Below are 14,976 nucleotides of genomic sequence, written 5' to 3' on the forward strand. Positions count from 1 at the left end.
TCTACTGGCTGATGGCCGTTGGCTATCGAATTCTCGGGGTGAACGAGTGGGCGGTGCGCCTCCCATCGGCTTTAGCGGCGATCGCCCTGATGGGATTGCTCTTTTATACTCTCCAAAAGCATACCCGGATCGATCGAACTTCAAACCGTCCAAATCGATCCAACCCCTCAAATATCGATCGCCCCGAATCTTCATATTGGGCCCCCTGGTTCTGCGCCGGGTTGGGGGCGGTTCTCTTTGCCCTCAATCCCCAAAGCCTCGTATGGGGAAGAATTGGGGTTTCGGATATGTTGCTGACGGGTTGCATGGGTTCTGCACTGCTGGCTTTTTTTCTCGGATATGCATCGGCCGATCGACCCGACCCCCGATCGAATGCCGCTTCACGACGCTGGTATCTTGCCTTCTACATCCTCTCCGGCTTAGCCGTTCTCACCAAAGGTCCCGTGGGGATCGTCTTACCGGCGATCGTCCTGGGGGGGTTTTTGCTCTACCTAGGTCAGTTTTGGCAAGTGCTGCGGGAAATGCAAGTGCTGCGGGGGATGGCGATTTTTGGGGCGATCGTCGTACCTTGGTATCTATTGGTTTGGCGGGCAAATGGCGCGGCCTTCTTCGATAGTTTTTTTGGATACCACAATTTCGAGCGGTTTACGCGGGTGGTGAACCAACACGCGGCCCCTTGGTATTTCTACATTCCCGTTGTTTTGGTCAGTTTCGCCCCCTGGTCGGTTTATTTACCCGTGGCGATCGCCCGCCTCCAACTCCACCAGTGCCGCCATTGGCGCAAACAGCCGCGAACCGAGCATCTAGGACTGTTTGCCGGGTTCTGGTTTGCCGGGATCTTCGGGTTCTTCTCCCTGGCTTCTACCAAACTTCCCAGCTATACCCTACCGCTGATTCCCGCAGCGGCAATTTTGGTCTCGCTTCAGTTCACCCAAGATGTTTTCCAACCAACTGTTTCGGGGAAGGCAACCGGGCTACAGATAAGCCGTTGGTTCAATATTCTCTTTTTGGCGGGCGTCGGCATTGCATTTTTTACCCTACCCGATTGGTTGGGTTACGATCCCGCAGCCCCAGATTTGGACGAGGTGTTGCCCCGCACTGGCTTGGCGATCGTGGCAGCAGCGATTTGGATGACCGCCGCCCTGGCCGGAGAGTTGGTGCTGGTATTCAGGCAAGGGCGTTGGTTGTGGAGCGTGAATTTAGTTGTTTTCCTCACCTTCCTAGTCTTTACTTTTTACCCAACATACGAGCTGCTCGATCGACAGCGGCAATTTCCGCTACGACAGTTAGCGGCGATCGCCGCCGAGGTTCGCCAACCGGGAGAAGAGCTGGTAATGGTGGATTTGAGCAAAACGAGTCTGGTCTTTTACTCCGGGGGAACAATTGCCTTTCGCATTCGTCCCGAAAGCGCCCGAGGTTACATCCAAGATTCGATCGCGACTCAACCGGATATGGATACGGTGTTAATTTTAGGTCAGCGGCGCAAAATCAAAAAAATTGGCATCCACCCTTCTCAATATCGCACCCTCGGTAAGGTGCGGGGGTATGAGTTGGTACGAGCTTCAAAACGATCGATCGGCAATTGACGACCGTTCGCTAATGATTGAGTCCAGCGGCGACTTGAATTACTTGTAACAAAGCCGGCAAGCTGCACGCCGTGAGGCTTTCATCGTTCTGAAAAAGCTCTGGTGGCGCGAGACAGGGAAAAACTTTCAACTTGGGCGTTCCATCAGAGTCTTTCACCTGGTTGGCCCAGCGAGCGGTATTGGGATCGAGCGTGACTAACGGTAGTGAGGAGAGATGGTCGTATTGACCGATTTCTTCAAGATAAGCGCGGGGATCGTTGGGAAGCAAAGTATCGTCAAGAATGAGGGCATCGGGTTTCCACACCCGAGCTAATAAATCCGCTTGTTCGAGTTCGTCTACTTCCAAGACGCGACAATTGTGCTGGTGAAACAAACGATTGAGATCCGCAGGACTCGGATGGTTGGAAGTTGCTTCTGGGAGGGTGGGTGACTTGCTTTCATCCCGATCGCTTTGGGTCAACCACAATACCGTTAATTTCTGAGGAGTACTTCTGGGAACGGGTGCGGACATCACTTTGCGCAAAGCTGCCTCCCGGACGGGCAAGGTCAAAAAACCATCGGCTCGATCGCTTGGCATTCGTTCCCGTTCGGCTTCTGTGGTGATGACGATCGCTCGTAAATTCCGGGTTTCCTCGTAGGTTCCGAGTAATGTCAGTACGTCCCACCCCGAGAGAAATGGTAATTCGAGATTGACGAAGAGGGTATGAGGTTTGAGCTGACGGGCTTTTTCTAAAGCGTCGATTCCCGATCGAGCAATGGCGGCGCGATACCCAAAACTGGCAAGACTGCCGGATAGTGCCTCGATCGTCTCGGGATCGGTTTCGGCAATCAACACGATGGGATTGATGGGGAAGTCAGAGGAGTTATCCGAAGCGACAACAGAAGCTTGTCTCGGAAGTAGGAGCGTAAACTGACTGCCGCCGCCTTCTTTGGAGATAAAGGTTATTTCTCCGCCGTGCAAGCGAGCCAGACGTTTGGCGATCGCCAAACTCAAACCGGTTCCATCAAATTGTTGAGTGAGGGGGTTTGCCAATTGTTGAAATTTGTGAAAAATCAGGGATTGTTGACTTGCGGGAATCCCTACCCCCGTATCCCACACTCGAAATGCGATCCAATCTCCCCACCGATGCACCTGAAGGCCAATTTGCCCCGGCGGTGATGTGAATTTTAGGGCGTTCGAGAGCAACACGACCAGGATCTGACTCAAGCGCAACTCATCGGCCATGAGACTATCTAGACCCGTTGCCACATCTAAGGTGAAGGAGATTTCCGGCAAATTTGCGTCCTGTTTGCGAGCTTGCTGGTATGCGCCGACACAAACGCGCGCCAGAGAAACTTGCGTCTGTTTCAGTTCTAACTCCGCTCGATCGATCCGAGTCCAATCGGAGACTCGTTCCACCAGTTTCATCAGTTGAGTGCTGCTGCGCGATAGGTGTCCGATGTACTTAGCCTGACGGGGATTCAACGAACCCACTCGAGAATCACTTAAGAGATGGGATAGACCGGAGACGGAGGTGAGGGGGGTTTTGAATTCGTGAGCCAGCCAAGCCAACAGTTCGTCTTTAAGGTGGTTTTGCTGCACGAGGACAGCATTTTTGGCCGCTAGTTCGCGGATTCTTTGCTGGTATTGAACGCTCTGCTTCGCGGTGGGGCGATCTCGGGCGTTGGGGATTGGAGTCTCCCGTTGCAGGAGCGATCGTAGCAGTTGGTGGCGGTCGAGCAAGCCCAAAAATCGCTCGTTCGAGTCAACAATGGCATAGGTTAAGTTAGGGAGATCGTTATCCAAGTAGTTTTGCAATCGATCGAAGCTTAGCTCCACGGGAAGAACGATGGAGGGTTCGATCGGAGAGGGTTCGAGTTCCGATAGCGTCACGTCGATCTCGCCCTCGAACAGATCTGAGGCTCTCTCTCGTCCAAGCTCCCGAATCGTTAAAAGGCTCCGATCGACTTGTAAAGCCTCATCGAGTAAGCTCGACCAATGAATTGCACCGATGGGATATTTTTGTGCGTCAACAACGGCAAGGCGCTCGCTTTTTCTTTCACGAAGAATGGTCAGCACTTCTTTGAGGGGAGTATTGAGGGAACAAACTGGCACTCCTTCTAAAAAGTTTCTCAAATCGGTCACGAGGGGGGACATCGACAGCTAGCCTCAGGATAACGGGTTGGGAATTGAATGTTTTAGCCTTCTTCTCGATCGGTCTAAATCGGCGATATCGAAGTGCAAACTGCGGCCTTGACTCGGTTCTATTTCATACCCGAAGCCTTGACTGGCAGTGTTGACGAAGAGTTTCGCTCCCACAGGTGAAATTCAGTCTTCATATGGGGTTGAGAACCAAATATCAACACGGCCTCAAAGAATGAAAGGTAAAAACTAGAGGTCGTCGAGCATCTTGTCTTGCAGAACCCATCGATCTCTCGAATGAAGTACTATGTCTTTATATTTTTGTCTGTAATTTGAGTTACAAAAATACAATTATCGACAAACATGATAGCTCGACTCATTGGAATCTAGCGTTCTAGTGTTTGGGTCTCTTTCTCTATTTTTACCGAAATCCGAGGGCTTCTGGTGTCCTGAGGCACAAGAGGTTATGATTACAGTTGATTACAGTAAACTTAAATAAAAATTAAGTTTGTTGTCTCAAGGTGTACGAGCTGGTAGTAGACCTACCGAGCGAACGTTCAGCCCAATCAGACCCGACCCGACCTGTCTATCGTGCGTTCTCAACTGTTTATCTGTAGTTTTTTGCCGACCGCCTCAATGGTCGAATCGGTCGATCTAGTGTTCGATAACGATCGCTATACCGTCACGCACTTTCAAGCTAGCAACGAGTTTCTAGAATTTATTGAGAAGCACTATCTCGAGATCGACTGTTTGATCTTGCAAAACGAACCCATACTTAGCTCGATCGCCCATCGGCTTTGTCTAGAGGGCAGGTTTCTACCTGCTGTTATTCTACAACCGACTGACCGGGGGGCAAACAACTCCAACCCGCTTTTATACCATAAAGCGGCGATTTACTTTTCCGTTGCACAACTCGATCGTCTCATCCCCACCATCGATAAAGCGATCGCGCAATTCCTGTCTCTGTCTCCTACCGAGAGATTTATCCAGCGGACGTCAGATTTTTTGGAGTCCACCAAAGATCCTTCTCAATCTCTAATGGATCGACAGCGACGGCTTTCGGAAAAGTTAAAAGAGCGATTGGGATACTTAGGTGTGTACTATAAACGAAATCCGCAATTTTATCTGCGAAACCAAAACCCATCTGAGCGAGAGCAGTCCATCGCCCAACTCAAGTCATCTTATCGTGAGATTATATTAAACTATTTTTCTGACACCTCAGACTTAAATCAAAAAATTGATGAGTTTGTAAATCTTTCTTTTTTTGCAGATATATCTGTCACTTATGTGGTAGAAATTCACATGGAGTTGATAGATGAATTTTCAAAGCAGCTTAAATTAGAAGGTCGCAATGAAGAAATCTTACTAGATTATCGCTTGACTCTCATTGATATCATCGCTCACCTCTGTGAAATGTATCGTCGCTCTATCCCCAGAGAACCTTAGAGTCGGATTTTACTTTCAAACTCGATTGATTCAACATATCGGTAAACTAAGTATGAATCCCCCCAAAAAAACATACGTGCTGAAATTGTACGTCGCTGGGAATACAACAAACTCTGTTCGTGCCTTAAAAACCCTCAATAATATTCTCGAACAAGACTTTCAAGGGGTATATGCATTGAAAGTGATTGATGTTTTAAAAAATCCTCAATTAGCCGAAGAAGACAAAATCTTAGCAACACCAACTCTGGCTAAAGTTTTACCGCCTCCCGTTCGCAAAATTATTGGTGACTTATCCGATCGCGAAAAAGTTTTGATCGGACTCGATTTACTCTATGAAGAATTGAACGAGCGAGGATTCGATTTACAATAAATTCTTAATAAATAACATTTAAAATCATCGAAAATGAATCAAAAAGGAGAAATTGAGAACCAAGGAATGGCAGTAGGCGTCCAAAAAATTCGCACCATGATCGAGGGATTTGACGATATCTCTCATGGTGGATTGCCCATTGGACGAACGACCCTCGTCAGCGGCACATCTGGAACCGGAAAAACCTTATGTGCCGTCCAGTTTCTCTATCACGGCATCCACTACTTTAACGAACCTGGGGTATTTGTCACCTTTGAAGAATCCCCCCAGGACATTGTCAAAAATGCCTATAGTTTTGGTTGGGATCTACAGAAATTAGTCGATGAAGGCAAGTTATTTATCCTCGATGCTTCCCCCGATCCCGACGGACAAGAAGTCGTGGGAAACTTCGACTTATCCGCACTCATCGAGCGCATTCAGTACGGCATTCGCAAGTACAAAGCCAAGCGCGTATCCATCGACTCGGTGACAGCGGTTTTTCAGCAGTACGATGCCGCCTCAGTGGTTCGTCGAGAAATTTTCCGTTTAGTCGCGCGCCTCAAACAGGTCGGAGCAACAACGGTGATGACGACCGAACGTTTGCAAGAGTACGGTCCGGTGGCCCGATTTGGGGTTGAAGAATTTGTCTCCGATAACGTGGTCATCCTGCGCAACGTTTTGGAAGGAGAACGCCGCCGCCGAACGATCGAAATTCTCAAGTTACGGGGAACCACCCACATGAAAGGGGAGTACCCGTTCACCATGACCAACGAAGGGATTAATATATTCCCCCTCGGCGCGATGCGATTGACTCAACGTTCTTCCAACGTTCGAGTTTCTTCCGGCGTCCAAGCTCTCGATGATATGTGCGGGGGTGGCTTTTTCAAAGATTCGATTATTTTAGCGACGGGGGCAACGGGAACGGGTAAAACGCTGCTGGTGAGCAAATTCGCTCAAGAAGGGTGTTTGAATGGAGAACGGGCGATTCTCTTTGCCTATGAAGAATCCCGAGCTCAACTGTTGCGAAATGCCTATTCTTGGGGAATTAATTTTGAGGAAATGGAACAGAAAGGATTGTTGAAAATCCTCTGTGCTTATCCCGAGTCTGCGGGTTTAGAAGACCACTTACAAATTATCAAAAGCGAAATCGTTAACTACAAACCCTCTCGAATTGCGATCGATTCTCTTTCCGCTCTGGCTCGGGGGGTTAGTAATAACGCCTTTCGCCAGTTCGTGATTGGGGTGACCGGCTATGCCAAACAAGAAGAAATTACTGGTTTCTTCACTAATACTACCGATCGATTTATGGGTGCGAATTCAATTACCGATTCCCATATTTCCACAATTACCGACACGATTTTGATGTTGCAATACGTCGAAATTCGCGGCGAAATGTCTCGCGCCCTCAATGTTTTTAAAATGCGAGGTTCGTGGCACGATACGGGAATTCGCGAGTACACCATCAACGAATCGGGCCCGGAAATTAAAGATTCCTTCCGCAATTACGAAGGAATCATTAGTGGTTCGCCCACGCGAATTTCGGTGAATGAAAAAACAGAACTCTCGCGGATCGTTCGCGGGGTTCAAGATAAAACCGGAGGGGATCAAATTTAGGAATGTTGATGATATCAGATCTGGGAAATCGATCGTAAGCGCGCAAATTCCACCAGTCACCTTCTCCCCAGAAACGCCTGCACCCCCAAAATATGGAAATTCAACCGGATTTGATATGACTCCTCACTCCGATGCGGGTCCAACCGCTTCGATCGCGGCTTCGAGAGCGATCGCGACTTGCGTCCAGTGAGTGCCCCCCTGACAGAAAGCGATGTACGGCTCCCGCAAAGGTCCATCTGCTGACAACTCCGAAGTGCTACCGTCGATAAACGTACCGCCTGCCATCACCAGTTGGCTTTCGTACCCCGGCATATTTGCCGGAACGGGATCGAGATAAGAACCGACGGGAGAATGCTTCTGAATCGCCCGACAGAAGGCAATTAGCTTTTCGGGAGAGCCAAACTCGATCGCCTGGATTGTATCTTGCCGAGGTGCTGTGGGTTGGGGATTGACGCGATATCCCAATCGATCGAAAACATAGGCCGTCAAATGGTTTCCTTTAATTGCTTCGCCCACCATTTGAGGGGCGAGGTACAGTCCCTGAAACAGTAGCCGATTGAGATCGAATGTCGCGCCGCCAGAACTGCCAATGCCCGGAGCTGTGAGGCGACAGGCCGCCGCTTCCACCAAGTCGGCTTTCCCGGCAATGTAGCCACCAGCGGTGACGATAGTCCCACCGGGATTTTTGATTAAAGATCCCGCCATTAAGTCTGCCCCTACTGCCGTCGGTTCGCACTCTTCGACAAATTCTCCGTAGCAGTTATCCACAAAGCAAATCGTACGGGGATTTTGGGCTTTGACTAGATTCACAATTTTTTCAATTTCGGCAATGGATAGACTCGAGCGCCAAGAATACCCGCACGATCGCTGGATAAAGACCAAGCGAGTCTCTTCCCGAACCGCCGAAGCCAGAGCCGTCCAATCAACCTTTCCCTCTTGCAGGGGTAATTGGCGGTAGTGAATCCCAAACTCCGATAGAGATCCCTGACCTTGACCCCGCAAACCAATTACTTCTTCTAATGTATCGTAGGGAGCGCCGGCCACAGCGAGCATTTCGTCTCCAGGTCGCAAGACCCCGTACAGCGCACAGGCGATCGCGTGGGTTCCAGAAACCAACTGTACCCGAACGATCGCCGCCTGGGCCCCGAGCGCTTGGGCGAAGACTCGATCGAGCGTTTGCCGTCCGAGATCGTCGTGACCGTACCCCGAAACGCTGGCAAAATGCTGAACCCCAACTCGATGTTCGGCAAAAGCCCCGAGTACTCGATCGAGCCGGACTTTGATTCGATCGTCGATCTCCCAAAATATTGGTCTGAGAGCTTTTTGGGCATCTTGGAGGTGGCTGTGAGGATTCATTTCTAATTCAAGAATGAAGAAATTTTTTTTAACAGGTAGCGGAGTAAAAGTCAAGACTCGCAAGACTTGTTTCGGAACTTCGCCCAGATTCGACCGAACCTCCCTTACCGTGCCGAGCTACCCATATTCTGCTAGAATTCAACAGGTTGACACAAAATTAAATACAATTCAAGGTCATTGCATGACGATTGCAACATCTCAGAAACTCCCGTTCAATTGGTTTGCCATCATATGGATTGGCGGTTTGCACTTAATAGCTTGTCTGGCATTTTTACCGAGTAACTTCAGTTGGTCGGCAGTGGGCGTAGCCCTCTTTCTTCACTGGATTACGGGTGGAGTAGGCATTACGCTAGGCTGGCATCGTCTCGTCAGTCACCGAAGTTTTGAAGTTCCTAAATGGCTGGAATACTTCTTGGTTTTATGCGGCACTCTTAGCTGTCAAGCCGGTCCTCTCGATTGGATCGGGATGCATCGGGTACACCACCTTCATTCCGATAAAATAACCGATCCCCATAGTTCTCTTAAAGGATTTTGGTGGAGTCACGTATCTTGGATGTTATACGATATTCCTGCTAAGTCTGAAGTTCCTAAGTTTACTAAAGATATTGACACCGATCCGTTCTATCTATTTTGCCAAAAATACTTTATCCCCATCCAGTTCGCTTTAGGCTTTTTGCTTTATTTCCTCGGTGGGATGCCTTTTGTGGTTTGGGGTATATTCGTTCGCATGGTGGTGGTTTTCCATTGCACCTGGTTTGTCAATAGCGCCACTCATAAATTTGGATATCGGAGTTACAACTCTGACGATCTATCTAGAAACTGCTGGTGGGTTGCCTTATTGACCTACGGTGAAGGCTGGCACAACAATCATCATACATTCCAATATTCAGCTCGTCACGGATGGAATTGGTGGGAAATCGATCTGACCTGGATGACGATCCGGTTATTTGAAATTCTCGGATTGGCTAAGAACGTGAAGTTACCCTCCGAAGAGCGACGTCAAACTTTGTCTGCGAGTTGACGATCGAGGTGATTTGACAAGTATTTGAATGTGATCCAGCTCCTGTCTCTTGGAATTTCCTTTTTGTTCGATTTGTTTAAGAATCTACATTTAAGTGATTGCAAAGGATACAACGAGCGACCGCATTCAAAGTTAAGATCGCCAATAAATCTAACGCGAACCGAAAACGTTTAAAAACTCAATATTTTGCATCCCTTCAGTCTTCCGTGCTCTCAATTTTTTCGGTCGGTTGAGGGGAATTTTACATACAACCATTTGCTAAGGGTCTCGTTGGAATTACAGACAATCGTGACCCTGGATAATATGTTTGACCGTGGTGAACGACTCGAGGCCGATAAACCCCCGGTGATGACCTTTTCGATTGGACATTCCCAGTAAAATGCTGTGACCTTGTTTGGGATTGCGAATAAACCGGGGAGAGGCATTAATATAAGTCGAAGCACTGTTGACACCCAAGGTGAACTGGCAGCTTTCTCGGTAGGATTGGGTGACCGCAGTAGCGGCATGACCGCTACTATCGCGATCGACGATCGCGATAGCTATCTCCAAAGACTCCACCCGTTTGAGAGCGACGGTTCGAGTTAGATACGCGCTCCTCCATTCTGAATCTTGGGCGAGTTTCAGTTCGGGAAACTCTTCAACCAGAGCCAGATCCCCGCGAACTTCAAAACCTTTGTCTCGCAAACCGCTCAAAAGCATCGCCACCGACGCAGGATTGAGGTCGCGATGAATTAATACCTTTTCGATCGCGTTCACCGGATCGGGTTGACTTTGGTGAGAGTCAATAACGATTTCCCGCACCCGATTCCAATCTCCAGAGGGCGACCAATACAAATAACAATTCCCCATCGCTGAGGGCAACACGGGGACGGTAGCCTGCTCGATAGTGGATTGAATCAAACTCGGACGACCGTAGGGAATGACTAAGCTCAGATATCGATCTTGACGGACTAACTCCCGAATCGAGTCACCGCGATCGGATGGTAAGTGTTGCAGGCATTCCGGTGGTAAATTCGCCTGTGTCAGTGCCGATGTCAGGACTTGGGCAATGGCTAAATTGGTATGGCTTGCCTCCGTACTACCTTTGAGAATCAGACTATTACCCGTTTTCAAGCACATTCCGGCAGCGATCGCCCCCAGTTCTGGAAAGGCTTCGTAAATTAGCGCGATCGCCCCAAGGGGCATCGACTGGCAATAGGTTTGGGTCGAGTCTACCTGATAAGCCGCATTCATCACCTGCCCGATCGGATCGGTCAACTGAACCAATCGCCGGAGAATTTGCACCGTCGTTTGCAACCGTTCGGGGGTCAGTTTGAGCCAGTCGAGCACTAAATTCGGCACGGCCATATCCCGGCTGGCTTCAAGATCCAAAGTATTGGCTTCGAGAATGTTCTCCTGTTGGTTTTCGAGTTCGTCAGTGAGTGCTTGAATCGCCCGATTTCGAATACTCGCTTCGGTTTTGCCCACCAGCAACGATGCTTGGTAGGCGCGCCGCGCTGTCTCCGTTGGAGCTGGGGCAATATCTAGAGAATCGATCGTCATAGGATTACCGTCTGTAAGCTAACCAGACTAACAATGCCGGAATCGGAACAATAATAAATACCAGCACGATCCAGAGGATAGCAGGGAAATGCCGGACGAAGAAGAGCAGCACCAGAGGAATGACGACGATCGACATCGAAAGAGGAAGGAAAGTATCCCTCAACGTCGTATCCGTTCGATTCCATTGATTGCCGATCCAGTGCCAAGTTTTTTTGTACGGGGCGTGAGTTGAGAGTTCCTCTAAGGTGAGGCCGCTGCGATCGACCACAAAAATTTGTTGGCATCGATCGCATCCAAATGCATCCGTGAGGGCGATCGGCTTTAGGCAACCCCGACGGCTGCAAATACAGGGATACTCAGCATTAAGATCGATTTTTTCAGCTTTGTGAGAATACACAAGTGACAAGAACGCAAAAAGCAAGAATATTATTATTCATACTAAATGACCTAGCCTCAAACAGAGAGGGAGGATAGGGAGATGGAGAAGTAGGGGGGAGAGATGCTGGTATGAGATCGGACCGTCCTAACAGTCGTGGCTACCGCTAGAAGGCACATAAGCCGTATTGACGATCGGCCATTAACCATTAACATTAACCTTTCACCAACGAGCGTTAACCATCAACAATGCTCTATGCACAATTACTTTTATCTGCATGGATTTGCCTCGGGACCAAAATCGGCAAAAGCAAGATTTTTAGGCGATCGCTTCCGGGAACGACAACTGGATTTGCAAGTATTAGATCTCAATGATGGCGATTTTCCCCATCTCACTCTCACCCGTCAATTGCAGCAGGTTGCCCGCGTTTTACCCCAGCAGTCGGCCACAATTATCGGTTCGAGTTTTGGGGGGTTGACCGCTGCATGGCTCGGCGATCGACATCCACAGATCGAGCGGCTCATCTTACTCGCTCCTGCCTTTCAGTTTATGGATTGTTGGTTGCCCACCTTGGAAACCTCAGTACTCGAACGGTGGAAATCGTCGGGAACGCTTTCGGTTTACCATTTTGGTGAAGGGAAAGTTTTACCCTTGCACTACGAATTCGCGATCGATTGCCAGCAATATTCGCAAATTCAACTCCAATGCCCGATTGAAACGTTAATTCTCCACGGGATAGCCGATGAAGTGATTCCGATTCAAGTCAGTCGCGACTACGCCCGCACTCGCCCTTGGGTGAAGTTAATCGAACTCGAAAGCGACCACGGTTTGGGAGATGCCATGGAGCGGATTTGGCAAGAAATTCAAAGATTTTGTCAGTTATAGCAGTCGCCCGTGGCGGCTGAAGCCGCTGGCTGCGATTTCCCATCGTCCGCAAGTGATTCAGCGCGCCCAATGGAGCGTACTGCTCGAAAGCAAACTGAAACTCTCAGAGGCGATCGATCGACTCGATCCCACACCGTCTTGGACTTTGGGCGACGGTGTGGGATCGAGATGACTCCCCATCAAAAATCGGGTAGAGCAAAAATGCCCTACCCGATAATTATTTTGGTCACGTTAACACCCTGAATAGATTATGTCTGGAATCGATCTGCCGCAAGCTACTGTGCGTGCTGGCGATACCAATCGATCGTATTTTTCAATCCTTGCTTGAATTCCGTTTGAGCGGTAAAGCCAAATGCTTTTTTCGCCCGTTCCGTATCCAAGCAGCGACGGGGTTGACCGTTGGGCTTATCCGCTTCCCAGACAATTTCGCCGTCAAATTCCATCAACTCACAAATGAGTTCGACTAAATCGCGAATGGAGATTTCGTAATTGGTTCCCAAGTTCACCGGTTCCGATTCGTTGTAAAGCTCGGTGGCCATTACAATTCCGCGAGCGGCATCTGTCGAGTAGAGAAATTCGCGAGTGGGAGAGCCATCGCCCCAAACTTGAAGTTCCTTCTGTCCTTGTTTTTGGGCTTCGTAGACCTTATGAATCAGTGCTGGAATGACGTGAGAACTGTTGGGGTTGAAATTATCTTCAGGTCCGTACAAATTCACCGGTAACAAGTAAACACCGTTAAATCCGTACTGTTGGCGGTAGGCTTGAAGTTGAACCAACAGGGCTTTTTTAGCGACCCCATAAGGCGCGTTGGTTTCTTCGGGGTATCCGTTCCAAATATCATCCTCTTTAAAGGGGACAGGGGTAAATTTGGGATAGGCACAGATGGTTCCCACGCACACAAATTTTTCTACACCGGCTTGATAGGCGGCGTGAATTAGTTGAGCGCCCATCATCAAGTTATCGTAAAAGAGTTCGGCGGGTTTTTCCCGATTCAAACCGATCCCCCCCACGTGAGCGGCGAGGTGAATGATGATATCTTGATGTGCTGCTGCGCGCTGGCAGTTCTCCATTACGCACAGATCGTACTCGCTCGATCGGGGAACGGTAATTTTATCGGGATTCGCACCGGCTCGTTCGAGCTGGGCGATGACTTGGCGGCCGAGAAATCCAGCACCACCCGTGACTAAGATCCGCTTATCTTTGAGGTCTAAACCTGTCATGACATTCTGCTCCTGCACTCGATATCGTGTCTCAATTGAGATAGATTGAACCCTGAATGGTAAGGTGGAAGATCGAAGATCTGACACCTACTACCACTTCGCTTGTTATAGCTCGTGTCAATGGCTCAATCAACCGTGCTGAGGGCTTCTAAACGGATAAAAGCTCGATCTTCGACCGCTTTACCATTAGAAGGAACGATACCTAAAGCAGACAAATCCGCATCCACCATCAACTTAACCAGCTCCTCGAAGGTGACGCTGGGTTCCCAGCCGAGCTGTGTCTTGGCTTTAGCCGGATCGCCGATGAGTAAATCCACTTCAGCCGGACGCAGATAGCGCTCGTCAAACTTCACGTAGTCTTGCCAGTTCAAGTTGACATAGCCAAAAGCAATGTTGAGAAACTCGCGAATTTCGTGGGTTTCGTTGGTGGCAATTACGTAGTCGTCGGGTCGATCTTGCTGGAGCATCAACCACATGGCTTTGACGTAGTCTTTAGCGTAGCCCCAGTCCCGCTTGGAATCGAGGTTGCCCAGGTACAAGTCTTTTTGCTTGCCAGCAACGATTCGCGCGACAGCCCGAGTGATTTTGCGGGTGACGAAGGTTTCTCCACGACGGGGACTTTCGTGGTTGAAGAGGATACCGTTACAGGCAAACATCTCGTAAGATTCGCGATGGTTAATCGTTTGCCAGTGGGCGTAAACTTTGGCGCAAGAGTAGGGACTGCGGGGATAGAACGGGGTGGTTTCCTTCTGAGGGACTTCCATGACTTTGCCGAACATCTCAGAGGAACCGGCTTGATAGAAGCGAACCTCAATTCCCGTGCGTTGTCGGTATTCCCGAATCGCTTCTAGCAGTCGCAGCGCACCCATAGCGACGGTATCGACGGTGTACTCGGGGGAGTCAAAACTGACTCGAACGTGAGATTGCGCTCCGAGGTTGTAGATTTCGACGGGTTTAACTTCTTCTAAAATGCGACGCAGGGTGGTTCCATCAGTCAAGTCGCCGTAGTGCAAGAACAACCGAGCTTGTGGGTTGTGGGGATCGATGTAAATATGATCGATGCGATCGGTATTGAACGTGGAAGTTCGACGAATAATTCCGTGTACTTCGTATCCTTTTTCGAGTAATAGCTCGGTGAGATAGGAGCCATCCTGACCTGTGACGCCAGTGATCAGGGCACGCTTGGGTTGGGTCATACTTATCTTCTCTTACTGACTGAACAGGCGGGGCGATCGCAATTGCCCCTATTTCAAGATTGGCATATGTTTTTAGCAGTTGCCCTCCGGGTAGATACGTCCGAGTAGGTACGCAGAGACTATCCCAGTCTGTACGGAGGAGACTTGCGATAGCATTTGGGATCGACGCTTTTGCCGGGTTTGTAGGTTTTATAGACCCAATTGTTGTGGTTTGGGTTCCAAGACGCGAGGACAAACGATTGTATTTGTACGGTCGATATAGC

At 49.3% G+C, this 14,976-nt stretch carries 13 protein-coding genes; 7 read left to right on the forward strand and 6 right to left on the reverse strand.

What is annotated here, in order from left to right; all coding sequences use genetic code 11:
• A partial coding sequence (locus IQ235_RS04510) for an ArnT family glycosyltransferase (protein ID WP_264320302.1) occupies positions 1–1,586 on the forward strand: 1,586 nt, incomplete at its 5' end.
• A 10-nt stretch (positions 1,587–1,596) separates the two neighbouring features.
• Here the strand turns inward: IQ235_RS04510 and IQ235_RS04515 are convergent.
• Positions 1,597–3,711, reverse strand: coding sequence for an ATP-binding protein (locus IQ235_RS04515; RefSeq protein WP_264320303.1), 2,115 nt, complete (start codon positions 3,709–3,711; stop codon positions 1,597–1,599).
• A 588-nt stretch (positions 3,712–4,299) separates the two neighbouring features.
• Here IQ235_RS04515 and IQ235_RS04520 point away from each other — a divergent pair.
• The 3 genes from IQ235_RS04520 to kaiC are packed head-to-tail and all read left to right on the forward strand — an operon-like array spanning position 4,300 to position 7,117.
• Entirely contained in the window at positions 4,300–5,154 is an 855-nt protein-coding gene (locus tag IQ235_RS04520) for a circadian clock protein KaiA (RefSeq protein ID WP_405196640.1), read from the forward strand.
• A gap of 52 nt (positions 5,155–5,206) precedes the next feature.
• A complete protein-coding gene (gene kaiB, locus IQ235_RS04525; protein ID WP_264320305.1) occupies positions 5,207–5,524 on the forward strand; it encodes a circadian clock protein KaiB in 318 nt (105 codons plus the stop codon).
• A gap of 33 nt (positions 5,525–5,557) precedes the next feature.
• Positions 5,558–7,117: a circadian clock protein KaiC gene (gene kaiC / locus IQ235_RS04530; RefSeq protein ID WP_264320306.1), complete on the forward strand. Its 1,560-nt coding sequence runs from the start codon at positions 5,558–5,560 to the stop codon at positions 7,115–7,117.
• 123 nt (positions 7,118–7,240) lie between these two features.
• On the opposite strand, the gene IQ235_RS04535 is transcribed toward kaiC, so the two are convergent.
• The gene (locus IQ235_RS04535) at positions 7,241–8,473 is read right to left on the reverse strand and encodes a methionine gamma-lyase family protein (RefSeq protein WP_264320314.1); all 1,233 of its coding nucleotides are present in this window, start codon (positions 8,471–8,473) and stop codon (positions 7,241–7,243) included.
• A 181-nt stretch (positions 8,474–8,654) separates the two neighbouring features.
• On the opposite strand from IQ235_RS04535, the gene IQ235_RS04540 reads away from it, so the two are divergent.
• Complete coding sequence (locus IQ235_RS04540) at positions 8,655–9,494, forward strand: acyl-CoA desaturase (RefSeq protein WP_264320307.1); 840 nt, start codon at positions 8,655–8,657, stop codon at positions 9,492–9,494.
• A gap of 276 nt (positions 9,495–9,770) precedes the next feature.
• On the opposite strand, the gene IQ235_RS04545 is transcribed toward IQ235_RS04540, so the two are convergent.
• Positions 9,771–11,036: a glutamate-5-semialdehyde dehydrogenase gene (locus IQ235_RS04545; protein ID WP_264320308.1), complete on the reverse strand. Its 1,266-nt coding sequence runs from the start codon at positions 11,034–11,036 to the stop codon at positions 9,771–9,773.
• 4 nt (positions 11,037–11,040) lie between these two features.
• Positions 11,041–11,433, reverse strand: a complete 393-nt coding sequence (locus IQ235_RS04550) for a hypothetical protein (RefSeq protein WP_264320309.1) — start codon at positions 11,431–11,433, stop codon at positions 11,041–11,043.
• A 234-nt stretch (positions 11,434–11,667) separates the two neighbouring features.
• Here IQ235_RS04550 and IQ235_RS04555 point away from each other — a divergent pair, with 234 nt between their 5' ends.
• Entirely contained in the window at positions 11,668–12,297 is a 630-nt protein-coding gene (locus tag IQ235_RS04555; RefSeq protein WP_264320310.1) for a YqiA/YcfP family alpha/beta fold hydrolase, read from the forward strand.
• Entirely contained in the window at positions 12,248–12,469 is a 222-nt protein-coding gene (locus IQ235_RS04560; protein ID WP_264320311.1) for a hypothetical protein, read from the forward strand. The genes IQ235_RS04555 and IQ235_RS04560 overlap by 50 nt, the downstream gene beginning before the upstream one ends.
• Positions 12,470–12,572: 103 nt before the next feature.
• Here IQ235_RS04560 and IQ235_RS04565 read toward each other — a convergent pair whose 3' ends face one another.
• Positions 12,573–13,517: a GDP-L-fucose synthase family protein gene (locus tag IQ235_RS04565; RefSeq protein WP_264320312.1), complete on the reverse strand. Its 945-nt coding sequence runs from the start codon at positions 13,515–13,517 to the stop codon at positions 12,573–12,575.
• 125 nt (positions 13,518–13,642) lie between these two features.
• Positions 13,643–14,713, reverse strand: a complete 1,071-nt coding sequence (gmd, locus tag IQ235_RS04570; RefSeq protein WP_264320313.1) for a GDP-mannose 4,6-dehydratase — start codon at positions 14,711–14,713, stop codon at positions 13,643–13,645.
• Between the last annotated feature and the right edge of the window lie 263 nt (positions 14,714–14,976).

Origin of the sequence: Zarconia navalis LEGE 11467, assembly GCF_015207075.1 — a bacterium.
Classification (GTDB): domain Bacteria; phylum Cyanobacteriota; class Cyanobacteriia; order Cyanobacteriales; family Geitlerinemataceae; genus Zarconia; species Zarconia navalis.

Excerpts from the sequence above, each read along its gene's own strand:
- IQ235_RS04545 (WP_264320308.1), bottom strand. The coding sequence starts at position 11,036 with ATGACGATCGATTCTCTAGATATTGCCCCAGCTCCAACGGAGACAGCG.
- gmd (WP_264320313.1), bottom strand. The coding sequence starts at position 14,713 with ATGACCCAACCCAAGCGTGCCCTGATCACTGGCGTCACAGGTCAGGAT.
- kaiC (WP_264320306.1), top strand. The coding sequence starts at position 5,558 with ATGAATCAAAAAGGAGAAATTGAGAACCAAGGAATGGCAGTAGGCGTC.
- IQ235_RS04560 (WP_264320311.1), top strand. The coding sequence starts at position 12,248 with ATGCCATGGAGCGGATTTGGCAAGAAATTCAAAGATTTTGTCAGTTAT.
- kaiB (WP_264320305.1), top strand. The coding sequence starts at position 5,207 with ATGAATCCCCCCAAAAAAACATACGTGCTGAAATTGTACGTCGCTGGG.
- IQ235_RS04540 (WP_264320307.1), top strand. The coding sequence starts at position 8,655 with ATGACGATTGCAACATCTCAGAAACTCCCGTTCAATTGGTTTGCCATC.
- IQ235_RS04555 (WP_264320310.1), top strand. The coding sequence starts at position 11,668 with ATGCACAATTACTTTTATCTGCATGGATTTGCCTCGGGACCAAAATCG.
- IQ235_RS04535 (WP_264320314.1), bottom strand. The coding sequence starts at position 8,473 with ATGAATCCTCACAGCCACCTCCAAGATGCCCAAAAAGCTCTCAGACCA.
- IQ235_RS04565 (WP_264320312.1), bottom strand. The coding sequence starts at position 13,517 with ATGACAGGTTTAGACCTCAAAGATAAGCGGATCTTAGTCACGGGTGGT.